General features: G+C 70.9%; 22 protein-coding genes and 3 pseudogenes. 19 read left to right on the forward strand and 6 right to left on the reverse strand.

The genetic code is table 11. From position 1 onward, the window contains the following. Positions 1-29: 29 nt before the first annotated feature. Positions 30-971 carry an NADP-dependent oxidoreductase gene (locus tag ACFPFQ_RS32130; protein ID WP_379625948.1) on the reverse strand — a complete coding sequence of 314 codons (942 nt, stop codon included), beginning with the start codon at positions 969-971 and terminating at the stop codon, positions 30-32. A gap of 222 nt (positions 972-1193) precedes the next feature. Here ACFPFQ_RS32130 and ACFPFQ_RS32135 point away from each other — a divergent pair, with 222 nt between their 5' ends. From ACFPFQ_RS32135 to ACFPFQ_RS32205, 15 genes are all read left to right on the forward strand, one after another. Continuing rightward, positions 1194-1892: a GntR family transcriptional regulator gene (locus ACFPFQ_RS32135; RefSeq protein WP_379625614.1), complete on the forward strand. Its 699-nt coding sequence runs from the start codon at positions 1194-1196 to the stop codon at positions 1890-1892. A 108-nt stretch (positions 1893-2000) separates the two neighbouring features. After that, a complete protein-coding gene (locus tag ACFPFQ_RS32140) occupies positions 2001-2828 on the forward strand; it encodes a mycofactocin-coupled SDR family oxidoreductase (protein ID WP_379625615.1) in 828 nt (275 codons plus the stop codon). Between the two features lie 96 nt (positions 2829-2924). Continuing rightward, positions 2925-3323 (forward strand): nuclear transport factor 2 family protein, encoded by a 399-nt coding sequence (locus ACFPFQ_RS32145; protein ID WP_379625616.1) that lies wholly within the window; start codon positions 2925-2927, stop codon positions 3321-3323. 32 nt (positions 3324-3355) lie between these two features. Then, on the forward strand, positions 3356-3721 hold the full coding sequence (locus ACFPFQ_RS32150; protein WP_379625618.1) for a hypothetical protein: 366 nt from the start codon (positions 3356-3358) through the stop codon (positions 3719-3721). A 1-nt stretch (position 3722) separates the two neighbouring features. Continuing rightward, entirely contained in the window at positions 3723-4577 is an 855-nt protein-coding gene (locus tag ACFPFQ_RS32155; RefSeq protein ID WP_379625620.1) for a mycofactocin-coupled SDR family oxidoreductase, read from the forward strand. Beyond that, positions 4577-5428 (forward strand): mycofactocin-coupled SDR family oxidoreductase, encoded by an 852-nt coding sequence (locus ACFPFQ_RS32160; RefSeq protein WP_379625622.1) that lies wholly within the window; start codon positions 4577-4579, stop codon positions 5426-5428. The genes ACFPFQ_RS32155 and ACFPFQ_RS32160 overlap by 1 nt, the downstream gene beginning before the upstream one ends. Before the next feature lie 5 nt (positions 5429-5433). Further along, complete coding sequence (locus ACFPFQ_RS32165; RefSeq protein WP_379625623.1) at positions 5434-6612, forward strand: epoxide hydrolase family protein; 1179 nt, start codon at positions 5434-5436, stop codon at positions 6610-6612. Between the two features lie 54 nt (positions 6613-6666). After that, positions 6667-7785, forward strand: a complete 1119-nt coding sequence (locus ACFPFQ_RS32170; RefSeq protein ID WP_379625625.1) for a substrate-binding domain-containing protein — start codon at positions 6667-6669, stop codon at positions 7783-7785. Then, on the forward strand, positions 7778-10333 hold the full coding sequence (locus ACFPFQ_RS32175) for an ATP-binding cassette domain-containing protein (protein WP_379625627.1): 2556 nt from the start codon (positions 7778-7780) through the stop codon (positions 10331-10333). Before ACFPFQ_RS32170 ends, ACFPFQ_RS32175 begins: the two co-directional genes overlap by 8 nt. Further along, a complete protein-coding gene (locus tag ACFPFQ_RS32180; protein ID WP_379625629.1) occupies positions 10330-11316 on the forward strand; it encodes an ABC transporter permease in 987 nt (328 codons plus the stop codon). The genes ACFPFQ_RS32175 and ACFPFQ_RS32180 overlap by 4 nt, the downstream gene beginning before the upstream one ends. A gap of 34 nt (positions 11317-11350) precedes the next feature. Next, complete coding sequence (locus ACFPFQ_RS32185) at positions 11351-12082, forward strand: HpcH/HpaI aldolase family protein (RefSeq protein ID WP_379625631.1); 732 nt, start codon at positions 11351-11353, stop codon at positions 12080-12082. Continuing rightward, complete coding sequence (locus tag ACFPFQ_RS32190; protein ID WP_379625633.1) at positions 12079-14067, forward strand: acetoacetate--CoA ligase; 1989 nt, start codon at positions 12079-12081, stop codon at positions 14065-14067. Before ACFPFQ_RS32185 ends, ACFPFQ_RS32190 begins: the two co-directional genes overlap by 4 nt. Positions 14068-14261: 194 nt before the next feature. Next, positions 14262-15353 carry a sugar ABC transporter substrate-binding protein gene (locus ACFPFQ_RS32195; RefSeq protein ID WP_379625635.1) on the forward strand — a complete coding sequence of 364 codons (1092 nt, stop codon included), beginning with the start codon at positions 14262-14264 and terminating at the stop codon, positions 15351-15353. Positions 15354-15367: 14 nt separating this feature from the next. Continuing rightward, entirely contained in the window at positions 15368-16384 is a 1017-nt protein-coding gene (locus tag ACFPFQ_RS32200; RefSeq protein WP_379625637.1) for an ABC transporter permease, read from the forward strand. Then, positions 16381-17952 carry a sugar ABC transporter ATP-binding protein gene (locus tag ACFPFQ_RS32205; RefSeq protein ID WP_379625639.1) on the forward strand — a complete coding sequence of 524 codons (1572 nt, stop codon included), beginning with the start codon at positions 16381-16383 and terminating at the stop codon, positions 17950-17952. The genes ACFPFQ_RS32200 and ACFPFQ_RS32205 overlap by 4 nt, the downstream gene beginning before the upstream one ends. On the opposite strand, the gene ACFPFQ_RS32210 is transcribed toward ACFPFQ_RS32205, so the two are convergent. Then, complete coding sequence (locus ACFPFQ_RS32210; protein ID WP_379625641.1) at positions 17911-18855, reverse strand: DMT family transporter; 945 nt, start codon at positions 18853-18855, stop codon at positions 17911-17913. The genes ACFPFQ_RS32205 and ACFPFQ_RS32210 overlap by 42 nt on opposite strands. 108 nt (positions 18856-18963) lie before the next feature. Between ACFPFQ_RS32210 and ACFPFQ_RS32215 the strand changes: the two genes are divergently transcribed. From ACFPFQ_RS32215 to ACFPFQ_RS32225, 3 genes and pseudogenes are all read left to right on the forward strand, one after another. Continuing rightward, on the forward strand, positions 18964-19521 hold the full coding sequence (locus ACFPFQ_RS32215; protein WP_379625643.1) for a CGNR zinc finger domain-containing protein: 558 nt from the start codon (positions 18964-18966) through the stop codon (positions 19519-19521). Positions 19522-19624: 103 nt separating this feature from the next. Next, positions 19625-19768, forward strand: a pseudogene (locus ACFPFQ_RS32220) (ATP-binding cassette domain-containing protein); the annotation flags it as partial. Between the two features lie 66 nt (positions 19769-19834). After that, positions 19835-20422, forward strand: coding sequence for a GNAT family N-acetyltransferase (locus ACFPFQ_RS32225; protein ID WP_379625645.1), 588 nt, complete (start codon positions 19835-19837; stop codon positions 20420-20422). A 348-nt stretch (positions 20423-20770) separates the two neighbouring features. Here the strand turns inward: ACFPFQ_RS32225 and ACFPFQ_RS32230 are convergent, their stop codons facing one another. From ACFPFQ_RS32230 to ACFPFQ_RS32240, 3 genes and pseudogenes are all read right to left on the reverse strand, one after another. Then, positions 20771-21223 carry a PaaI family thioesterase gene (locus tag ACFPFQ_RS32230; protein ID WP_379625647.1) on the reverse strand — a complete coding sequence of 151 codons (453 nt, stop codon included), beginning with the start codon at positions 21221-21223 and terminating at the stop codon, positions 20771-20773. Positions 21224-21326: 103 nt separating this feature from the next. Continuing rightward, a pseudogene (locus ACFPFQ_RS32235) lies at positions 21327-21554 on the reverse strand (EamA family transporter); the annotation flags it as partial. A gap of 10 nt (positions 21555-21564) precedes the next feature. Next, positions 21565-22203: a TetR/AcrR family transcriptional regulator gene (locus ACFPFQ_RS32240; protein ID WP_379625649.1), complete on the reverse strand. Its 639-nt coding sequence runs from the start codon at positions 22201-22203 to the stop codon at positions 21565-21567. Positions 22204-22299: 96 nt separating this feature from the next. Between ACFPFQ_RS32240 and ACFPFQ_RS32245 the strand changes: the two genes are divergently transcribed. After that, complete coding sequence (locus ACFPFQ_RS32245; RefSeq protein ID WP_379625651.1) at positions 22300-23505, forward strand: trans-sulfuration enzyme family protein; 1206 nt, start codon at positions 22300-22302, stop codon at positions 23503-23505. On the opposite strand, the pseudogene ACFPFQ_RS32250 reads toward ACFPFQ_RS32245, so the two are convergent. After that, positions 23409-24026, reverse strand: a pseudogene (locus tag ACFPFQ_RS32250) (nuclear transport factor 2 family protein); the annotation flags it as partial. The gene ACFPFQ_RS32245 and the pseudogene ACFPFQ_RS32250 sit on opposite strands and share 97 nt — an antisense overlap. Positions 24027-24043 lie beyond the last annotated feature (17 nt).

Raw genomic sequence — 24043 nt, forward strand, 5'->3', positions numbered from 1 at the left:
GTGGGGCCCGCACCGCGGGCCCCTCCCGCTCACCCGCCGACGGTCAGCACGAGCTTGCCGGTGGTGCGGCCCTGTTCGCCGTACCGGTGCGCTGCCGCTGCCTCGGCGAGCGGGAAGGTCCGGTCGAGGTGCACCGTCAGCGCCTTGTTCTCCACGAGCTCCGCCAGGCCCCGCAGGCCCGCGAGGTCGGGTTCGACGAGGATCCACTCGACGCGAACGCCGTCGCGGTGGGGGAGCAGGGCCGCATCGAAGCCGGCGGGCGGAATGATCGACACGAGGATGCCGCCCGGTCGGATGCAGGCCAGGGATCGCTCCCGGACCTCCCCGCCGAGCGTGTCCAGCACGACGTCCACATCGGAGGTGAGCGTGTCGATGGGGCCTCGGGTGTAGTCGATCGGCTCGTCGACGCCCAGGTCGCGCAGGAACGCGTGCTTGGCAGCGCTCGCGGTACCGAGCACGTACGCACCGCGCGCCTTGGCGATCTGGACGGCGAGGTGGCCGACCCCGCCTGCTGCCGCGTGCACCAGCACCCGCTGTCCCGCCGTCACCCGGGCGGTGTCGACGAGTGCCTGCCACGCGGTGAGTCCCGACAGCGGCAGGGCGGCGGCCCGGACGAGGTCGATCGCGGCCGGAGCCGGGGCGAAGTGGCGAGCCGGGCCCGTCACGAACTCCGCGTAGGCGCCCGCGGGGTGCGGGAACCGGGGCATGCCGAACACCGCGTCACCTGGCGCGTGCAGCGTCACGCCCGGTCCGACCGCTTCCACGATCCCGGCGACATCGAAGCCGAGCGTGAACGGCGGCTCCTCGTTCCCGTAGAAGTAGCCCCGCGCGCGCGTCTTCCAGTCCGTCGGGTTCACTCCGGCCGCGTGGACCCGCACCAGTACCTCGGTCGGGCCGGGTACGGGGCGATCGCGCCGGACGGCGTGGAGCACCTCGGCTCCGCCGGGTCGGTCCTGGCTGATCGCGATCATCATCGGGTCCACGGCGTGTCCTCTGCAGTCGAACCGGTTCCGGTCGCCTGTCGACCGACAAGGATCGACGCGGGGCGAGGGCAGAACCAGGGGTGGCGTCGACATCCCGGGATCCGGGCGACGGGCGGCTGTCGACCGGATGCTAGGTTCGGCTCGTCGGCGGTGTCAATCGGTGCGGGGTGGGTCGTGGCGCCGGCCACTCAACACGTCCGAGGAGCTGCGATGTCGGTGTCCGAGCCGCGCTGGGACTCGATGGGGATCAGCGAGCGCGCCCCCAAGCGCGCGCCGTCGCTCGCCGAGCAGGCCTACGAGACGCTCCGCGAGTGGATCGTCGCGGGTGACCTGGCACCTGCGGCGCCGTTGAGCGAGAACGACCTGGCCAGGCGATTCTCGATCAGCCGCTCCCCGTTGCGCGAGGCCATCCGGCGACTGCAGGACGAGAAGCTGCTCGAGCCGTCGGGGCCGCGCGGGTTCAGCGTGCCGCCGCTCGGGGTCGAGCTGGTGCGCGACGTCTACGGCGTCCGTAGGGCACTGGAGACCGCGGCGGCCGAGACCGCCGATGCCATTCCTCCCGGCGAGGTCGGCGCGATGCGCGACCGGCTCACCATGCAGGCAGCGGAGATCCGGAAGGGCAACCTCGGGCCCTTCAACGACGGAGACTTCGACTTCCACGATCTCTATGTGGCCCATTGCGGTAACCGGCTGCTGATCGGGCACCTGCACCGGCTGCGCGGCAACATCCGGCGGATCATCGCCTACGCCGGCCAGTTCCAGGGACACACCGAGGCCTCGCTCGAGGAGCACCTGGTGATCATGTCGGCCGTCGAGGCCGGGGACACGGCGGTGCTGCGCAGCGCGGTCGACTCCCACATCCGGGGCGTCACCGACCGTCTGGTGGCCACGTTCGAGGCGGCATCCTGACGCGCTGACCTGCGGCGTCCCAATCTGGGACAACCCGCGCCCTACCGATCGCTCCTACCGTCCGTGCCCTGAGGCCGGCGTGAGTCCGGCCGGGAAGGCAGGAGCGCCATGGGGAAGCTCGAGGGCAAGGTCGCCTTCATCACCGGTGCCGCGCGCGGTCAGGGCCGCAGCCACGCGATCCGGCTCGCCGAGGAGGGCGCCGACATCATCGCGGTCGACGCCTGTGCCGACGTCGCGTCGGTGCCGTACGGGCTGGCGACGGCCGCCGACCTGGACCAGACGGCGAAGCTGATCGCCGGGCTCGACCGGCGGATCGTGACGAGGCATGCCGACGTCCGCGACTTCGACGCGCTGGCGGCCGCCGCGGCCGAGGGTGCTGCCGAGCTCGGGGGCGGTATCGACATCGTGCTGGCCAACGCGGGCATCGTCTCGTTCGGGACGATGGCGGAGATGCCGGAGCAGACCTGGCACGACATGATCGACATCTGCCTCACGGGCGTCTGGCACACCGTGAAGGCGGCCATGCCGCACGTCCGTGACGGCGCCTCGATCACCTTGACCAGCTCGGTCGCCGGGTTCAAGGGCTTCGCCAACGCCGGGCACTACGTCGCCGCCAAGCACGGCGTCGTCGGGCTGATGCGCACGCTCGCCAACGAGCTCGGGCCGCGGGGCATCCGGGTCAACACGGTGCACCCCACCGAGTGCGACACCGACATGCTGCACAACCCGGCGCACTACAACCTGTTCCGTCCCGACCTCGACGGCAACGTGAGCCGGGAGCAGTTCGGCGAGGCGACCGCGACGCTGCACATGCTGCCGACGTCGTGGGTCGATGCCCGCGACGTGTCGAACATGATCGCCTTCCTGGCGTCGGACGAGGGGCGCTTCATCACCGCCTCGACGATGTACGTCGACGCCGGCGCGATCAGCAAGTAACGCGTCGGTGGTGTCCGCGCTTGGGACAACTCCACCGTTCGGATGCTGCCTAGATTCTTGTTGACCGGTAATTCCGAGATTCGGGAGAGAACAACGATGACTGTTTCCGGGAAAGATGTTGTGCGGGAATTCGTCGATGCCTTCGCACGGGGTGACATCGACAGCGCACTCGGTCACCTTGCGGCCGACTCGCTGGTGGACGAGGCCGACGGGCTGCAGTTCTCCGGCCGCTACCACGGCCCCGACGGTTTCAAGAAGCTGCTCGACACCATGGGATCGCGGCTCGAGGCCTCGGTCGACGGGTGCGACTACGTCGTCGGCGACGACGGTGTGGTGATCACGAAGATGGCGCTGACGTTCTCGTCGCGCGCCACCGGACGGAAGCTGCCGACCCGCGTCACCGAGCTCTACACGGTGCAGAACGGGAAGATCGTGCATCTCGACTCCTTCTACAAGGACCCGGCCGGAGTGGCAGCCCTCTACGCCGAGAACTGATCCCGGAAACACACGGACAAAGGAGCGACGCCATGGCCATCGACCCGATGCAGGAACAGATCGACCACCTGCTGACCTTGCCCGAGGGTGAGCCGATCATCCTCATGAACCTGCTGCGCTTCGCCGAGGGCGGCGAGGAGACCTACGAGCGGTACGTCAAGCACTGCAAGGTGCACGGTCCGCGGTTCGGGGTCGAGTTCGTCTACCTCGGCAAGGGCGGCCACGTGATGGTCGCCGAGGAGGGGCAGGCCTGGGACGCGGTCTGGATCGTGCGTTACCCCAACGCCAAGGCGTTCTTCGCGCTGCTGCACGACGCCGACTTCAAGTCCGGCTTCCACCTGCGCGGAGACAGCCTCACCGAGGCGGTCCTGCAGGTCACCACGCCGTGGGAGATCTGAGATGGGCCGCCTCGACGGCCGCGTCGCCCTCATCACCGGCGCCGGCCGCGGGCAAGGACGGTCTCACGCGCTGACGTTGGCCCGCGAGGGCGCCGACATCATCGCGTTCGACGTTCCGGACACGATCGCGAGCCTCGAGTACGAGACCGCCAGTGGTGCCGACCTGAAGGAGACCGTCGCGGGTGTCGAGGCACTCGGGCGCCGGATCCTCGCGGTGGAGGGAGACGCCCGGTCGCAGCAGGACCTCGACGGCGCCGTCGCCGCCGGCATCGCCGAACTAGGACAGGTCGACATCCTGGTCGCCAACCACGGTGTGCTGTCCATCGATCCGTTCTGGGAGATGAGCGAGCAGCGCTGGACCGAGATGCTCGACGTCAACCTGTCCGGGGTGTGGCGGGCCTGCAAGGCGGTCGCTCCGCACATGATCTCCCGGCAGCGCGGGGCGATCGTCATGACCGCCTCGATCAACGCCTTCGAGACCCAGGCCGGCTACGCGCACTACAACGCTTCCAAGGCGGGCGTGTTCAGCCTGATGAAGAACGTGGCGATCGAGCTGGGTGGCTACGGGATCCGCGCGAACTGCGTGTGTCCCGGTGCGACGAACACGCGCATCGTGGACTGGCAGGGCCTCTACGACCGGCTGTTGTGGCCCGGCGCGGGCGCAGGCGACCTGATGGACGCCACGAAGCACTGGACCGCGCTACGCGGTCGCAAGCTGCTGGATCCGCAGTCGATCAGCAACGCCGTGCTGTGGCTCGTGTCCGACGAGGCGGCCGACGTCACGGGCGTCGCCCTGCCCGTCGACGCCGGACATCTGATCCTGCCCGGCTACAACGGCACCCCGGCGGAGATCTGATGACCGAGGTCCGCACGCGCCGCTTCGACGGCAAGGTCGTGCTGATCACCGGGATCGGCCGCGGCCAGGGACGCCAGCACGCGGTCGACTTCGCCCGCGAGGGAGCGCACGTCGTCGGTCTCGACATCCTGGAGGACATCGCCTCCTCCAACCAGCCCGCCGCGACCCGGACCGACCTCGACGAGACGATCCGCCTGGTCGAGGACGTGGGAGGCAAGATCATCGCGCTCAAGGGCGACGTGCGCGACTACGACGCCGTTCGCGCCACCGTCGCCGCGGGCGTCGAGACCTTCGGCCGGCTGGACGTGGTGGTGGGCAACGCCGGGATCACCCCGGGTGACCTGCGACCGTTCTGGGAGCTCGGTGAGCAGAGCTGGCGGGAGACGATCGACGTCAACCTCACCGGGCTGTTCCACACGGTCAAGGCCGCGGCGCCGGCCATGATCGAGGCCGGCTACGGCGGGGCGATGGTCCTGACGGGATCCATCTCCGGTGGTAAGGGCTGGGCGAACATGGCCCACTACTGCTCCACCAAGTTCGGCCTGATCGGGCTCATGCGCGTCATGGCGATCGAGCTGGCGCCGCACGGCATCCGCGCGAACGTCGTGTCGCCGACCAACGTGGACACCCAGATGTTCATGAACCCGGTGATCAAGAAGCTCTTCGCACCGCACCTGGACGACCCCGACCGCGAGGAGTGGCGGGCGGTCGCGAAGACCATGCACCTGCTCGACATCGGGTGGGTGGAACCCGCCGACATCAGCGCCGCCGTGCGCTGGATCTGCTCGGACGAGGCGCGCTACGTCACCGGCACGACACTGCCGGTCGACGGCGGCGCGCTGGCGAAGTAGGAGCCATGGCACCCGAGCCGTTCACCGTCCACGTCACCGATGACGTGCTGGCGGACCTGCAGCACCGCCTGTCCCACATCCGCTGGCCCGACGACGTCGGCAATGCGGACTGGCGCTACGGCGCCAACCGCGCCTACCTCGAGGAGCTCGTCGAGTACTGGCGCACCGGGTACGACTGGCGGGCCCAGGAGGAGCGCATGAACTCCTACGCGCATTTCCGCACCGTGCTCGACGACCCCGGTGGGGACGTCCCGATCCACTTCATCCACGAGCGAGGCGTCGGCCCGGCGCCCGTCCCGCTGGTCCTCACCCACGGCTGGCCGTGGTCGTTCTGGGACTTCGAGAAGGTCATCCGGCCACTCACCGATCCCGCCGCGTACGGGGGCGACCCGGCCGACGCGTTCGACGTCGTGGTCCCGTCGCTGCCCGGGTTCGCCTTCTCGACACCCCTGCGGCGCACCGGGATCAACTTCCACCGGACCGCCGATCTGTGGGTCCGGCTCATGCGCGATGAGCTGGGCTACGACCGGTTCGGTGCACAGGGCGGGGACTGGGGCCAGCTGGTCACCTCCCAGCTCGGTCACAAGTACCCGCAGCACCTCGTCGGCGCCCATCTGAGCCTGTCGCTGCCGCTGGACTTCTTCGAGGCGCAGCTGCCCGCTGCTGCGGACTACGCCGAGGACGAGCGGCACTGGTTTCACCACACGCGGGCGCGGATGGAACACGCCACCAGCCACATCGCCGTGCAGAGCACCGATCCGCAGAACCTGGCCTACGCCATGCACGACTCGCCGGTGGCACTACTGGCCTGGCTGGTGGATCGACGGCGCTGGTGGAGTGACAACACCGGCGACGTGGAGGAACGCTTCTCCAGGGACGACCTGATCACCCTGACGATGCTGTACTGGGTCGGCGGGTTCGTCGGCACGGCGCGCTTCTACTGGGAGGCCGCGCACGATCTCTGGCGGCCCTCTCACGACGCGACACCCGTCGTCACCGCCCCGACGGGTGTCGCGGTCTTCCCGAACGAGCTGGTGGTCATGCCGCGGGTCTGGATGCAGCGCTACTACGACCTACGGCGGCTGACGTACATGAAGTCCGGCGGGCACTTCGCACCCGCTGAAGAACCCGAAGCCCTCGTCGAGGACGTCCAGGAGTTCTTCCGCCCGCTGCGCCGGGCCTGACCGCCTCACCCAACCCCCACCCACACCCTGAAACCCCGAGACGGAGGGGCGACGATGGCTGCTGCCCCCAGCACCTACCGAAAGCACCTGGCGACCCTCACCGCGGCGGTCACCGCCCTCGCCGTGGCTGCCTGCGCACCTGCCCCGCCCACGGCGAGCGGTCCGGCCGCCGTCGGGTCGGGCCTCGCGGCGGCCACCGCGGCGGGCGACATCACCCCCTTCTGCCCGGCCGCGCCGACGAAGGTCATGTACGTCAAGTCGGCGGGCGGGCAGGTGTGGTCGGCGATCTCTCACGCAGAGTTCGCGGCCGAGGCCGCGAAGTGCCCGACGCTGCAGGAGTCCTGGTACAACGGCACCTCCGGCCAGCAGGGTGCCATCGCCGCGACCAACGCCGCGGTGGCCCAGGGCGCCAAGGTCATGGTCATCAGCCCCGACTTCGGGCCGTCCCAGCTGCCGTCGATGCGCAAGGCCATGCAGGCCGGGGTCACCGTCGTCTCCACGATCAACGAGGTCGAGGGGCAGCGGGGTGTCGACTACGCCGAGTCGCTGGTCTGGGACACCGCGGCGATCGGGGACAGGCAGGCGGCGTGGCTCGCTGCGAACGTCAAGACGGGCAAGGTCGCCTTCCTCGGCGGCCAGCCGGGCGCCCCGTCGACGCAGAAGACCTTCGACGGCTTCAAGAGCGCGCTCGCCCGGCTCGCTCCCGGTATGCAGCTCGTGCCGGACACGTGGGTCCCCACCAACTGGGACGCGGGGCAGAAGCGTCGGGCAGTGGCGGGTCTGCTCGCCCAGAACGGGGAATACGCGGCCTTCGTGAGCGACTACGGCGCCTCCGACGTCGGTGCGGTGCAGGCGATCCTCGACGCGAAGGCGCCGATGCCGGCGTTCCTCAACGTCGGGTCCTCGCAGGCGTTCGTCTGCCAGGTGGCACAGCACAAGATCCGCTGGCTCGGACAGGACGGAACGACCCGGCTCTCCGCCGCGTCGCTGCGCATCGGCCTCGCGGCCATGGAGGGCAGGCCGAGCCCGGAACCGGTGCCCTACGAGCTGTTCGTCTACGCCGACACGGCGGCCGGCACCACCCCGACCTGCGACCCGGGCGTCTCACCCGACGCGGACCTCTCCTCCGCGCTGCCCGTCGACCGGCTGAAGGCGGTGCTGGCCGGTGGCTGAGGTGACCACCCTGCGCGCCGTCGTGGAACGTGCCGGGGGCAGCGATCACCGGGGCAGCGATCACCCGGGCGGCGATCAGGGCGTCGTCCTGCTGCTGGACCAGGTCACCAAGACCTTCCCCGGCGTGGTGGCACTCGACGCCGTCGACCTCGATGTCCGGGTGGGGGAGGTGCACGGGATCGTCGGGGAGAACGGTGCCGGCAAGTCGACCCTGATGGCGGTCGCGTCGGGCGCACTCGTACCGGATTCGGGGACGGTCACACTGGGCGGTACTCCGGTCCGGGCGGGCTCGACCCACGCGGCCAAGGCCCTTGGCATCGCGATCGTGCGCCAGGAGCCGGCGCTGCTGCCGGACCTGACGGTCGCCGAGAACATGTACCTCGCGATGCCGGCGGCGCACCGGCCCGCGATCGGGGGACTGCGCCGGTGGTGCACGGACCGGCTGCGGGCGTGGAGTCCCGAGGTGAGGATCGATCCGGACGCGCGGGTCGAGGAGCTGGGAGCCGAACAGCGGTTCATCGTGGACATCGTGCGAGCGCTGGCACAGGAGCCGGCCGTGCTCGTCCTCGACGAGCCGACCGAGCACCTGGCGGGTGTGGACGTCGAGCGGCTCTTCCAGGCCATCAGGGAGCGGATCGCGGCAGGCGGTTGCGTCGTCTACATCTCGCATCGCATCCGCGAGGTCAAGCGGATCGCCGACCGGATCACCGTGCTGCGAGACGGCACCCAACGGGGCACCTTCGCCGCGGACGAACTCGATGAGTCCGGCATCGTCGATCTCATCGTCGGCCGCCGGCTCGACGCGGTGTTCCCGCAGAAGCACCCGGTGGTCGGAACCGACCTCATGCCCGCACTGGTGGCTCGCCGGCTGTCCGGTGCCGGGTTCACGGGCCTGTCGTTCGAGGTCGGTCGTGGAGAGATCGTCGGGTTCGCCGGCATCGAGGGCAACGGGCAGCGCGAGGCACTGCGGAGCCTGGCGGGCGTCGCGTCCCGGACGGGCACGGTCCGCGTCGATGGTGTCGAGGTCGCCGAGCGAGCCGGCTCGCTCGCCTACCTGAGCGGGGACCGCCACCGGGAGGGTGTCTTCCCGGGGCTGTCGGTGCGCGAGACGATCGGATTGCGCAGCCTCTCGCTGCTGTCCACGGTCGGTGTCGTGCGCCCGGGCCGGGAGCGCGACTTCGCCCTCTCCGCTGTCGACGAGCTCGGGGTCCGCACCCCGGGCATCGAGACGCCGCTGACGTCGCTGTCGGGCGGCAACCAGCAGAAGGCGCTGCTGGCGGGGGTGCTGCGCCGGGATCCACGGGTACTGCTGGTCGACGAGCCGACGCAGGGTGTCGACGTCGGGGCCAAGTCCGAGATCTACGACGTGCTGCGGGCCGGTGCCGACGAACGCGGCATGGGAGTCGTGGTCGTGTCCTCCGATGGCATCGAGCTGGCGGGCCTGTGCGATCGCGTGCTGATCTTCTCCCGCGGACACGTCGTCGCCGAGCTGGCAGGCGCGGACGTCAGCGAAGCACGCATCACCGAGGCTGCCCTCACGGCGACGACGCAACGGGAGGCCGTGAGCACCCGCTCCACGCCGCGGCTGGTCCGGTGGCTTGCGGGCGACGCCGCCCCGCTGGTCATGGTCGCGCTGGCAGTGGTCCTTCTGGGCCTGGTCACCGCGGCGCTGAGCCCCTTCTACCTCGCCCCGGCGAACCTGTCCGGGACGCTGGCGCTGGTGGCCGTCCTCGGGCTCGTCGCGCTCGGGCAGACCGTCGCGCTGATGGTCGGCGTGGTCGACCTGTCGGTGGGGCCGTTGATGGGCGCCGTGGTCGTGGTCGGGTCGTTCCTCCTGACCGCGGAGTCCAGCGCGGGCAACCGCGTGCTGGGGTGGGTGCTCGTGGTGCTGGTCCCGGTCGCGGTGGGACTCGTCAACTGGCTGCTGGTCGACGTGGTGCGGATGAACTCGATCGTGGCCACCCTGATCACGTTCATCGCGTTGCAGGCACTGTCGCTCGTCCTGCGCCCGGAACCGGGTGGGCTGTTCGACCGGCAGATCACCGACGTGATCGGTGGGGCGATCGGGATCGTGCCGTTCGGGTTCCTGCTGCTGCTCGGTGTCGCCGTCGCGCTGCAGGTCATCGCGCATCGCCACCGGCTCGGGGTCGCCGTGCGCGCCGTGGGCTCCGACCCTGCCACGGCAGGCCTCAACGGGCTGAGCCCGCGCCGGTTGCGGCTGGTCGCGTTCCTGGCCTGCAGCCTGCTGACCGCGCTCGCCGCGGTGCTGCTGATGGCGCAGGTCGGGTCCGGTGACCCGACCTCGGGGTCGGAGTACACGCTGATGAGCGTGTCGGCCGCGGTGATCGGTGGGGCGAGCATCTTCGGTGGTCGCGGGTCCTTCGTCGCGACGGTCGCAGGATCGCTGCTGGTCACCCAGGCCGTCGCCGCGGTGCCGTTCCTCGGGCTCGATCCCGCGTGGGCGTCCTACCTGCCTGGTGGGATGACACTGCTCGCGGTCGCCGTCTATGCCGCGAGCCGGCACGTCGTGAGCCGGGGTGCCCGGTGACCGTCGTGCCGGCCGTGAGCGCGGCGTGCGTGCACCGCCGGGCCTGGCTCCGGTCGGGCCCGCACACTGGGATCGCGATCGCCACCGTGGCGCTGTTCGCGCTCTGCGCGGTGCTCGTGCCGCAGTCGCTGACGGCGCAATCGATCGGTGCGATGCTGCCCGCATGGGGCGTGCTCGCGATCATGGCTGCGGGGCAGACCCTGGTCATCCAGCAGCGCGGCATCGACCTCTCCGTGCCGGGCACGGTGAGCCTGGTGGCGATGGGCTTCACGGTCTTCGTCGACCGCAACGACGTGCCCGTCCTCGTCGGGATCGTGGTCGTCCTCGCCGTCGGCGCGGCGGTGGGCCTGCTCAACGGCCTGGTGACCACCCGCGTGCACGTCACGCCGTTGATCACGACGTTGGCCGTGAACGCGCTGCTGATCGGCGCTATGTTCAGCTACACCCGTGGCGTCGGGACCGCCGCTCCGGTGTCACTGCAGAGCGCCACCGCATCGAGCCCGCTCGGGGTGTCGGCGATCGCGTGGATCGCCGTGTTGGCAGTGCTGGTCGTCGCCGGCATCGCCGGGCGGACCGTGATCGGTCGCCGGTTCGTCGCCGTCGGGGCGAACCCCGCTGCCGCGCGCGCCATGGGACTGCGCGCCGACCGCTACGTCGTCGGGGCCTACGTGGCGGCCGGGATCCTGTTCGCCTTCGCCGCCGTGCTGCTCGTCGGCTACAACCAGAACCCCTCGCCGACGCTCGGCAACCCGTACCTGTTCCAGACCGTGATGGCCGTGGTGATCGGCGGCACGAGCGTGGCGGGTGGCCGGGGGAGCGTGATCGCCAGCGCCGTCGCAGCGCTGTTCCTCACCCAGCTCGGCCAGGTCGTGCTGACGCTGGGGGCCGGGCCGGCGATGCAACTGCTCGTCCAGGCCGCAGCTATGGCCGTGGCCCTCGCGGGCGCGGCGTTCCTCGAACGAAAGGGCGGGACCGGTGCCTGACACGGGTACATCCGACAGCGGCGAGACATCGGACATGCCGACCACGATCGGCGGGTGGTGCCACATCGACTCGGGCTACGCCGTCGAGGTCATGGGCACCGCGGGCTTCGACTGGTGCTGCGTCGACACCCAGCACGGCCTGACCCGGGCGGGTGGGTTGGTCGGGGCGCTGCACGCGCTCGAGGCATCCGGCTGCCCCGGCTACGTCCGGGTCGGTGCGAACGCGCACGCGGAGATCGCGCACGCCCTCGATGCCGGTGCGCGCGGGGTCATCGTCCCGCAGGTGTCGTCCGCTGACGCGGCGCTCGCGGCCGTTGCGGCATGCCGGTACCCGCCCGCCGGTCAGCGCAGCTGGGGCCCCGTGCGCGCGAAGCTGCGCCCGACGCGGCCGGAACCGGGGGGCCTCGATCACGAGGCCGGTTGCTTCGTGATGATCGAGGACCGGCTCGGGCTCGACGCGGTGGACGCCATCGCATCGGTTCCCGGCCTGACGGGGATCTTCGTCGGCCCGGCGGACCTCGCGCTGTCACTCGACGGCGACCCGTACCGTGCCGGCGCCGACTCGACGATGGAGGCAGCGGCCCGGATCGCGAAGGCCTGCGCCGCCAACGGCATCGTCGCGGCGGCCTTCGCCGGTGGCGCGTCACAGGTCGGCCGGTGGCAACAGGCCGGGTTCACCATGCTCGCCGTCGACGCGGACTCCACCATGCTGCAGCTCGCGGCCCGCAGCGCGGCGTCGGTGGCCCGCGCCGTGCTCGCTTCGTGACCGCCGAGTCGCCGGTGGTCGAGCCGCTGTGGGCTCCTGCCCCGCACCAGGCTGCGGGGAGCGCGATCGTCGCGTTCGCCCGGTGGTTGCGGGAGCATCGGGGCGTCGAGCTGGCCGACGTCTTCGACTACGCGGAGCTGCACGCCTGGTCGGTGCGGGATCTGGAGGGCTTCTGGTCGGCGACAGCGGAGTTCCTCGGCGTGATCTTCCACGACGCGCCCCGTGCCGTCCTCACCTCCCGTGCGATGCCCGGAGCGGGCTGGTTCCCGGGCGCGACGCTCAACTACGCCGAGCACGCACTGGCACCGGGTCCGGGACGGGCGGATGCCGACGTCGCGGTGGAGTTCACCCGCGAGGACGGGCTGGAGCGCACCGTCACCCATGCCGAGCTGCGTGATCTCGTCGCGAGAGCCCGAGCGGGCCTGTCGGCGGCGGGGGTCGAGGTGGGCGACCGGGTCGTGGCGCTCGCCCCGAACTCGGTGGAGACGTTGGTCATGTTCCTGGCCACCGCCTCGCTGGGAGCGGTGTGGTCGTCGTGCTCACCGGACTTCGGGGCGCGTGCGGTGCACGACCGGTTCGCGCAGATCGAGCCGACCGTGCTGCTGGCCGTCGACGGCTATTGCTACGGCGGGCGCGGGTTCGACATCCGCAAGACCGTGGCTGCCCTGCGGACCCGGCTGCCGACACTGCGCCACACCGTTCTGGTGCCCTACCTCGACCCCGACGCGGCGATGGCCGGCACCGTCAGCTGGGCGGACTTCACGGCCAGGACGGCACCACTGGCGTTCGAGCCGGTGGCCTTCGACCATCCGTTGTGGATTCTGTACTCGTCGGGGACGACCGGGCTGCCGAAGGGCATCGTCCACGGCCATGGCGGGATCGTGCTCGAGCACCTCAAGGCCCTGCGCCTGCATCACGACCTGGGGCCGGGGGATCGGTTCTTCTGGTTCACCACGACCGGCTGGATGGTGTGGAACCTCGTGGTCGGCGGGCTGCTCGTCGGCTCGACGGTCGTGCTGTTCGACGGCAACCCCGGTTACCCGGACCTGGGCACCCTGTGGACGTTGGCCGAGCGGCACCGGGTGACCGTGTTCGGGGTGTCGGCGTCGTTCGTCCGGGCCTGCGTCCAGGCCGGGATGCGGCCGCGCGACACCCACGACCTCTCGCGGATGCGCGCGCTCGGATCGACGGGCTCCCCGCTGTCCGCCGAGGGGTTCGGGTGGATCGCTGACGCGGTCGGCGGCCACGTCCAGATCTGCTCGATCTCGGGCGGCACGGACGTCTGCACCGCGTTCCTCGGCTCTGCACCGACGGTGCCTGTGTGGCTCGGCGAGCTGTCCGCGGCGGCACTGGGCGCGGATGTCCACTGCTGCGACGAGGACGGCAACGACGTGCTCGATGCGGTCGGCGAGCTGATCATCAGAGCGCCGATGCCGTCGATGCCGGTGATGTTCTGGAACGACCCGGACGGCTCCCGGCTGCACGCGGCGTACTTCGCCGACCATCCGGGGGCCTGGCGGCACGGGGACTGGGTGAGCGCGACGCAGCGCGGCTCGTTCGTGATCCACGGCCGCTCGGACGCGACGCTCAACCGCGGCGGCGTCCGGATGGGAACCGCCGACCTCTACACCGTGATCGAACGGTTCGACGAGGTCGCGGACTCACTGGTGATCGACACCACGCGTCTGGGCGCACGCGTCGACGGCGCACTGCTGTGCTTCCTGGTGCTCACCGAGGGAACGGCGCTACCGGACATCGAGCGCCGGCTGCGCGCTGCGCTGCGCTCGGAACTCTCCCCGCGCCACGTCCCCGACCGGTTCCTGCTCGTCGACGCCGTCCCGCGCACCCTGAACGGGAAGAAGTGCGAGATTCCGGTGAAGCGGGTCCTCGCCGGGATGGATCCCGACAAGGCTGTGAGCCGTGGTGCGTTGCAGAATCTCGAGGCCCTCGCCGCCTTTCTGGACGTGGTGGTCGAGACGCCGTGAATGATCGTCGCCGGGCCTGTCCCAATACGTGACAACTAACCGGATCGCCGCCGCCGTAATGTACGAATTGCAGGTGCGGGTGCTCGGAACGTCGTGCTTTCGGGGGATATCCACGCTGTCTCGGCTAGGACATGGAGAAACTCGTGCGAAATCCACATCGGCGATATCTGATTGCGGCAGTACTCGCTACCGCGATGCTGGCCGCGGCCTGCACCACGTCGCGACCGAGCGGGAACGCCGCTGGTGAACCGGTCGCGGCAGCGCCGGCGGCGGCGAGCGCGGTGCCGGTGGGTCCCGCCCAACCCGATTCCGTACCCGTTCCGAAGAAGACGATCGGTCTGCTGCAGTACGTGGGCGCCTCCTATGTGCAGAAGCAGCTCACCGACGAGCTCGTCCGCGCGGCCACAGCACTCGGCTGGGACGTCGTCGTCAAGGACGGGCAGGGACAACCGGCACTGATAGCTGCCTCGGCGCAGGCGTTCGTCCAGAGCAACGTCGACGCGTTCGTGTCCATCGCGAACCCGCCGTCGGCGATCCAGGCGTCGTTGCAGGCCTTTCACGACCGCGGCACGCCGATCATCGGCGTGGCCGGGATCGTGCAGGACCCCGGCGGCTTCTTCGATGCGATCCTGCGCCCGAGCGACGCGATCCAGGGCGCGATGGCGGCCGACTACCTCGAGGAGAGCCTTGCTCCCGGATCCACGATCGTCGCGCAGCGCCTCGACGGCCTGCTCGGGGTGAAGATCCGGGCGGATGCGTTCACCTCCGGTATGGACAACTACGGCTTCGCCACCGTCGCCACCCACCAGATGGACGTGTCCAATCTCGTCTCCGACACGATCAGTTCGGTCCGCGACCAGCTGACGGCCAACCCGAAGGCGGCAGCGGTGTACTCGAGCATCGACTCGCAGTTCGGGCCCATCTGCAATCTGCTCAACGAACGCGGCCAGACGAGCGTCAAGGTGTTGGCCATGTACACCTTCCCCGACACCGTGAAGGCGCTCCAGACCTGCCCGAACGGCGTGATCATCGATTCGCCGAACTGGTGGACCGGATGGCAGGCCGTGGACATTCTGCTGCACCACTGGACGAAGAACGCCCCGTTCTCGGCGGCCGCGGAAACAGCGAAATACCCCTATCCGTACGTCGTCGTCACCCGGGACACCATGCCGCCGGACCTGCCGAGCTACCCGTTCGAGGACCTCGGCGCCACGCTCTACAGCGCCTGGAAGGCCGAGGGCTACCACCTCGCGCCCCTCGCTCCGCCGACCGTGGCGACCCGATGAAGGACGCCCACACCATGGCCGCTCCGCCGAGTGAACCGGTCGTGGCGAACGCGACCGCGGTGTCCGCGACGGCTCCGCGGGCGCGTCGCCGGCCGGGCGCGTGGCTGCTGCGCTACGGCACGCTCGCGGCCTGCGTGCTCGTGCTGGTGTACTTCTCGATCGCCAAGCCTGACACCTACCCGACGTGGTCGAACCTCGCGGGCCTGCTGACGCTGGCAGCACCGCTCATGCTGATGGCGGTGGTGCTCACGGTGCCGCTGCGGGTCGGTGACTTCGATCTGTCGATCGGCTACCAGACGCAGTTCTACAGCGCGTTCGCCGTGGTCATGGTCGCCAAGGCCGGGCTGTCGAGCGTCGCGGCGGTGGGCCTGACGCTGCTGGCCGCGGTGGTCATCGGCACCGTGCTGGGACTGCTGGTGGCCTACACCGGGGTCTCGGCCTTCGTCGTGACGCTCGCCGCCGGCACGATCCTGCTCGGTCTGGAGATCCAGGTGTCGGGCAACGAGCAGATCTCGCGAGGGATCCCGCTCGAGTTCACCGACATGGCGACGGCGCACCTCGCCGCGGTTCCGGTCCCGATCGTCGTCGAGGTGATCGCGATCGCGCTGCTGTGGCTGGTGCAGGACCGCACGGTGTGGGGCCGCCAGGTCGCCGCCGTCGGGGCGAGCTACGAGGCCGCGAAGCTGTCGGGGATCCGGGTCGAGCTGGTGCGGGCCGCAGCGTTCAGCCTCGTGGGCTGCGGGTGTGCGCTCGCCGGCCTACTGCTCGCCGCGCAGGCCCAGTCCTACTACCCGAACGCGGCGATCGGCCTGCTGCTGCCGGCGTACGCGGCGTGCTTCCTCGGCTCGACGATCCTGCGCCCCGGCAGCTTCCACGTCGTGGGCACCGCGGTCGGCGTGCTGTTCCTGGCCGCGCTGCAGAACGGGATCGTGCAGCTGAACTACTCACCCGCCGTCGCGAACATCATCCAGGGTCTCGTGCTCGCGTTGGCCGTGCTGGCGTCGCAACTCGGTCGGCGGATGGCCCGATGACCGCCCCTGCAACGGCGCGCCCGGACGACACCCTGAGTGCGCGGGGGGTCTCCAAGAGTTTCGGAGGGGTCCACGCGCTGCACGACGTTTCGATCGAGATCCGTGCCGGCACGGTCACCGCGCTCGTCGGTCCTAACGGCGCCGGGAAGTCGACGTTGATCGGCATCCTGTCCGGACGCACGCGCAGCGACACCGGAGGGCTCGAGTCCGGCGGGCGGACACTCGGTTTCGCCTCGCCACGCGACGCGGCCCGGTTCGGCGTCCAGCTCATCCCGCAGGAGCTGGTGGCGGCGCCGGGGCTCTCGATCGCGGAGAACCTGCTGCTGGGCCGCTATCCCCGTACCGCGGGGCTCTTCGACCGGGCGAAGCTCGATTCCGCCGCTGCCGAGATCGCCGTCGGATCCGGGCTCGACGTCGACGTGCGGGCCATGGTGGACACGCTCTCGCCAGCCGAGATGAGGCTGATGATGATCGCGAAGGCGACGTCGCGGAACTGCCGCTTCCTCATCATGGACGAACCCACCGCGGCGCTCTCTCCGCGGGAGGTTGACCGGATCGCCGTGGCCATCCGGGGGTTGCAGGAGCGCAACGTCGGGATCCTCTACGTGTCGCACCGCCTCAACGAGGTGACGGCGTTCTGCCAGCAGCTGGTCGTCCTTCGCGACGGGAGGGCGACCCACACCGGTTCGATGGACGGGATCGAGGTGCGCGACCTCATCGCGTTGATGAGCGACGTCGAACCGGCGCGACGCACGGCGGCGGCCCCCACGAGGCACGTGCCGGGACCCCGGGTGGCGGGCGGGCCGGCGCTGATCCGGTGTGCCGGGTTGGGTAGAGGACGCGTGCACGACGTGGATCTCCGGCTGCACGCGGGTGAGGTCGTCGGGCTGGCGGGACTCGTCGGCTCGGGCCGCACGGAACTCCTGCGGATGCTCGTGGGTGTCGACCGCGCAGAACGCGGCGAGCTCCACTGGCACGAGCAGCACGTCCGCAGGCCGAGCATGCCGGCAGCCATCGCCGCCGGGATCTCGTTCCTGCCGGAGGACCGCCGGATCCAGGGCGGCTTCCAGAACCTCTCCGTCGGGGAGAACGTCGGCATCGCTTCGGCTGCCCGGTTCAGCTGGGCCCGTGTCCTCCGCCGCGTCCGTGCCGAGACACGGGCGGTCGCGGCGGTGGTCGGGCGCGTCGATGGTGTGGTGTCGCGCCTGCGGCACCCGATGCGCGTCCTGTCGGGTGGCAACCAGCAGAAGGTGCTGATCGCGAAGTGGATCCTCACCGGGTCGCGGGTGTTCGTCTTCGATGAACCGACGGCGGGTATCGACGTCCAGGCGAAGGAGTCCATCCGCCTCCAGTTGCGCGAGCTCGCCGAGCAGGGAGCGGGGGTCCTCGTCGCATCCTCGGACAACGAGGAGCTACCAGGGCTCTGTGATCGGGTGGTGGTCCTGCGTGAGGGCCGGCTCGCCGGTGAGCTGCTGGGCCGGCAGATCACGCAGGCCAACCTGGTTGCGCTGTCCTACGGGCAGCCGTCAGTTGACGATGGCGGTGCTCTTCGGCGCCGGTATCGGTGAGCCCCCAGCGTCGTCGTCACGTCCGGCCCGGGTGAGCACGATGACGCCCACCACGATCAGCGCGCCACCGACGGCCTCGGCCCCTCCGAGCGTCTCGCCGAGCACGAGCACGGCCGTGAGCGTGCCGGCGACCGGCTGCAGGGTGAACAGCAGACCGGCCCGCGACGCCGTGATCGCGGCGATGCCCAGGTTGAACAGCAGCAGCCCGACGAGGCTGCAGACCAGCACGGCCGCCGCGGCCAGCAGCTCCTCGGGGCGGGCGTCGACGAACCGGCTGCCGCCGGTCAGCCACGACCCGAGCACGAACGGGCTGACTGCGATCGTCGCCCCGATGAACTGCCACGCGGTGATGCCGACGCTCTCCTCGGCGGGCTGGGCCGACCGGCGCGACCACACCACGTAGGCGGCACCGCAGAGCACCGCCGCGATCACCAGCAGGTTCCCCACCACGGGATCGCTCGCGGTCGAGGGCTCCGATCCGGCCCCGAGCGAGACCAGTGCCGTCCCACCCAGTCCCAGCACGAGCGCCCATGACCCGGTGCGGCCGATGCGCTCTCGCAGCAGCACGACGGCGAGCAGCACGGTCAGCACGGATTCCCCGCCCAGCAGCAACGAGCCGTCGGTGGCGCTCGTGCGGGCGAGGCCGAGATCGGCGAGCAGGAAACCGAGTCCTGGGGAGACAACGCCCTGGGCGAGCGCCCGCAACGCGCCCCGGCGGTGCAGGCGTCCGGTGAGCGCGGCGACGAGCGTCAGGACCAGCGCCGATCCGGTCAGTTCGAAGGCCAGCATGTCCGCTGGTCGCAGCGTGCGCAGCGCCACGACGGTGAGCGCCCCGGCCACGCCGAAGGTGATGGCGGAAGCGACGACGACGAGCTCGCCGCGCCGTGTTGACGAGGTACTCATGTTCCAGCCTCACGGGTGACCACTGTTCGATGTTTGATGGTCACATCCTGTGAAGGTCGGAGTGACCTGTCAACGTATTTGGACGGTCATGTGACCTATGATCGTCGGGTGGATGCCTCTCCCGAAGCCCACCGCGTGGTGGCCTTCCTCAACTCGATGCACCTTCCCGATCTCGACGATCAGCTGGCGGACGAGCGGGCCGGTTCGTGGTTGGCGACATGGCTGGGGCAGCAGGGCGCGGCCACCGGTGCCGCACCTGTGGGAGCGCTGGGTGACCTGCGTGACCTGCGGGAGGGCATCCGCCAGCTGGCGGCGGCCAAGGACGGCGGCCCGGAACCGGATGCCGGAGTGCTCGCACGTGCCGGGGACGTCCTGCGGGCGAGCCCCATGCTGGTCGAACTCGGTGACGAGCGCCGGCCGCCGGGCCTGGCCGGGTCGGGGCACCCGGACGCCGCCGGGCACGCCATCGCCGCGCTGGCCACCGCCTACCTGGCGATCCGGGCCGGTGACGGGTGGTCGCGGCTGAAGGTCTGCGCGTCGCCGGACTGCCGCTGGGCCTTCCTGGACACCTCCCGCAACCGTTCGCGCCGCTGGTGTGACATGGCCGGTTGTGGAAACCGCGCGAAGAACCGCACGTTTCGGGAGCGGGCGCAGCAGGAGCGCTGACCGCAGCGCCTGCGTGGACCGTCGGTCGGGGAGAGCCCCTGCCCAACGGGTGTGACCACCATAACGCTTTGACAGGTTAGTTCCGAACGTTCAGAGTGGTGCCATCCAGCCACCGACCGACGGTGGTCCTGACCACCGGGGGTGGACGCGATGGGGGTGGGTCGCGGCGCTGGTCGGGCCGAACGGCGCGGGCAAGACCACGCTGCTGCGGTTGGTCGCAGGGGACCTGGCTCCGCAGGAGGGCATCGTGGCCCACAGCGTCGTAGTGGCGGTCACGCACGAACCCGAACCCGATTCCCGACAGGAGCACGAGATGAACCACACCGCCGCGGGGAACCCGCTCGCCCAGGATCGCGGTGACCGGATCCGCATCGCGGTCCACGACGGCCTGCGGGAGGCGTTGCGCCCACTGTTCACGCTGGCCGAGGACTCGGTGCCGGTGCTGGACTCCTACCTGCACCTCGGCCGGGTGCTGGTGGCGACCGCTCCTACGGGGGAGGTGCTCGGCCACCTGCAGCTGGTCGACGCTGTATCGCCCGACCGGAGCGGGATCGAGGACCCCGAGCGCGCTGAGCTGAAGAACATGGCCGTGTCCGAGGAGCTCCAGGGCCAGGGGGTCGGCCGCCGCCTGGTCGAGGCCGCACTCGCACTGCTGGCTGCGGAGCGGTGCCGGACGCTGGTGGTGTCCACTGCCGCTGCCGACATCGGGAACCTGCGCTTCTACCAGCGGCTCGGCTTCCGGATGTGCTCGGTCGAGCGCGATGCGTTCACCCCTACCACCGGATACCCGCCGGGCATCCGCATCGACGGCATCGAGCTGCGCGACCGGGTCTGGCTCGACCGCCCGGTCGGCCTCGAGCACGTCGATGGCGACCTCGTGGCCACCGCGCCAACGTCCTGACGCCAACGTCCGGACATCGGCGCCGTGGCGAATGGGTTGGCGCGGTCACCTCGGCCTCGACCGCGCCAACGTCGTGGCCACCGCGCCAACGTCCCGACATCGGCGCCGTGGCGAATGGGTTGGCGCGGTCGCGGCGGCTCTCGACCGCGCCAACGTCGTGGCCACCGCGCCAACGTCCCGACATCGGCGCCGTGGCGAATGGGTTGGCGCGGTCACCTCGGCCCTCGACCGCGCCAACGTCGTGGCCACCGCGCCAACGTCCCGACATCGGCGCCGTGGCGAATGGGTTGGCGCGGTCGCGGCGGCCCTCGACCGCGCCGACGCGCAGCTGGGCGAGGTAGGGATTGGCTAGCGTCCGCTCGGCCCACCTGCGCCGACATCGGGCGGGACGCTGAAGACCCCACTGCAGGAGGCGACGGGCCGAGCGGCGTTGGTGATCTCGCAACCGGCGAAGGCGAGCCGTGAGCCCATCCGCTTGAGGGTGGTTCGCGCCTCGATCCAGTCCCCGACCCGCGCGGTGCCGGTGTAGTCGACGGTGAGGCTGGCGGTGAGCAGGTTCAGCACCGTCCCGTGCGCGGCCATGGCCCCGTAGCCGAGTGCGAGGTCAGCCAGGGTGGTGAGCACCCCGCCGTGGACGCCGCCGCGGCTGTTGGCGTGCTTCTCCTCGATCCTTAGGCCGTAGACGGGCGATCGGGGGTCGGTGCCGTCGACGTACAGCGGGCCGATCAGGTCGAGGAACCCGCTGCGTCGGCTGATCGGGTGGAAGGGGACGGGCGGCGGCTCTGTCTCGGGGCTGGTCATCGGGTCCTCTCGGGCTGCTGGACTGCGGTGGGGCGCGGCCGACGGCGAGCAACGCGCCGACGACCATGACCGCCGCTGCGATGATCTGGATCGTGTCGAAGGACTCGCCGATCAGCAGGACCGATGCCAGCGTCCCGAAGACGGGCACGGCGAACATGGTGATCGTGGCGGTGCCGGGGCCGACCCTGCTCAGGCCGCGGGCGTAGCAGAGGTACGCGACCGCGGTCGCCCCGTTCGCGAGGAACGCGAGGTTGGCCCACGTCGCCGCTCCGGCAGCAGCTTCGCGATCTGCTGCCGGGCTCCGACCCCAGGTGGCGTCGGGGCCTGCCACCGGCCGCCCACTACGGGGCCGTTCCCGGCGGATCGTGGGGGAGTCCCTGCGGCGCGCCCTCCCGGGCGAGACCGTGGAGCAGCGCGTCGAGTCCGAGCCGCCAGCGGCGGTCCACCGACTGCGGCGACGACCCGAGCCGGTGCGCGGCCTCGGCGGCGGCCATGCCGGTGACGAACGCGAACAGGACGTGGGCGGTGTCGGTGGGGTCTGCGGCGAACACGCCGGCGTCCACGGCCGCCTGCGTGTGCTGGACGAAGATCTTGCGCACCTTGATGCCGGCCCTGTCGTCGTCGGCGGTGGGGTCGAAGTCGGCGAACGGTCGGGAGAACATGACCTCGGCCAGCACCGGATGGGACACGACGAACCCGCGGAACGCGTGCGCGAGCCGGCGGAGGGCCTCGGCCGGGTCCGTGGTCGGGGGCAGCACCGCAAGCTCGTCGCCGAGCATCCGGAAACCATGGAAGAAGACCTCCCGAATGAGGCCTGCCTTGTCCCCGAAGACCTCGTAGATCGCCGGTACCGACGCCTCGGCCCGGCGGGCGACCGTCCGCGTGGTCAGCGCTGCCGCGCCCTCCTCGGCGAGTACCGCGAGCGCGCTGGCCACCCCACGCTCCCGGAGGGTGTCGGTGCGTTGCTTCAACCTCGGCACGGCGCGACGCTAACACCGCGCCGTCGGTTTGGACAGACGTTACGGAACGATGATACAAAACAGCCTCGCGACGCCGCACCGACATCGGAGCTGTGAATGAGACCGGACAAGGACCTGCCCGACACGCTCGGGCTCGCCACCCGAGCCGTGCATGCCGGCAACGCCGTCGATCCGGGAACGGGTGCGATCCGGACGCCGCTGGTGATGGCCAACTCCTACGCGCTGCCCGCCGACCCGTCGGCGCTGAGCTGGTCGGGGTTCGACGTTCCGCTCTACACCCGCAACTCCGGTGCCAACCAGCTCGCCCTGCAACGCAAGCTCGCGGCTCTGGAACGCGCCGAGGATGCGCTCGTGCTCGCGTCGGGCGTGGCGGCGCTGCACGCGGTGTTCTTCACGCTGCTGCGCACCGGCGAACACGCCGTGGTCTCCGACGTCACCTACGAGGCCGTGTGGCGCCTGTTCGCCGAGATCCTCCCTGCCCGGTACGCCGTGCAGGCCACCTTCGTCGACACCAGCGACGTCGATGCGGTGCGCGCGGCGATGCGGCCGAACACCAGGCTGGTGCACACCGAGGTGATCGCCAACCCCACCACCCGGGTCTGCGACGTCGCTGCGCTCGCAGGGATCGCCCACGGTGCCGGGGCCCTGCTCAGTGTCGACTCCACCTTCACCCCGCCGCCGCTGCTGCGCCCGCTCGAACACGGGGCCGACCTCGTCGTGCACTCCCTCACCAAGTTCATCAACGGCCACGGCGACGCCATGGGCGGCGCGGTGCTCGGCGAGAAGGCGCTGCTCGACCGCATCCGGGCCGACGCCATGATCGACGTGGGCGGGGTCGTCTCCCCGTTCAACGCCTGGCTGATCGGCCGCGGTGCCATCACCCTGCCGCTGCGACTGCGCCAGCACTTCGCCTCCGCCGCGCGGGTTGCCGCGTTCCTCGCCGCCCACCCGGCGGTCGCCTACGTCGCCTACCCCGGCCTCGCGACGCACCCCCAGCACGCGCTGGCCACCCGGCTCTTCGACGGGCAGGGGTACGGCGGCGTGCTGGCCTTCGCCCTCGAGGGTGACGCCGACCTCCAGAACAGGTTCGTCGCGGCCCTGCGCGTCATCACCTCGGCGGTGTCGGTCGGCCACGACGAGTCGCTCATCGTGCACGTCGGCGCCGAGGGCGCCCGCGCGGCACGCTGGCCGTCGCCGTTCCGCCGCTACGGCCACCTGCGCCTGTCGGTCGGGCTCGAGGAGCCCGACGACCTGATCGCCGATCTCGATGCCGCGCTGGAACAGGTCGCGCCGGCGCACTGACGTCCGCGGCGTTCTCGAGGCGCACGGCGTCGACGTCGCGGAACTCCTCGCGGGCGATGCCGTCCCGGACGGCGTTCTCCGCCTCGACCACGATGGCGTGGAACGGGTTGTGCGGTGCCGGGGCACCCGCCGGGCCGGAGCCCGGCCGGAACATCAGCTGCAGGGTGGCGTCCGTGAACGCCACCAGTGCGGCCTCGATGATCTCGCGCATCCGGTCGGCGGCAGGCGCTGCCAACCGTGCGGCGATCTCCGGAGCCGGCCATCGCGATGCCCGCCAGGTGCGGGTTCTCCTGGTGGGCCGCGGTGAGGTGCACGCGGGTGAAGCGCCAGCCGTCGGCCGTGCGGACGGCCTCGTCGTCGTAGAGGCCGACGACCAGCCAGCGGTCGGGCCCACCGGTGACGGGCTCCGCGGGCAGCCAGTGCTCGGCGCGGACGTGCGCGTGGATCCGCGCGCTGTCGCCGTCGATGTCGACGAGGTGGCCGGTGATGGCGTGGTGGGTGGCGATGTGTTGCAGAATCCAGGAGCGCGCCGTCGCCT

The organism is Pseudonocardia sp. GCM10023141 (assembly GCF_042653605.1).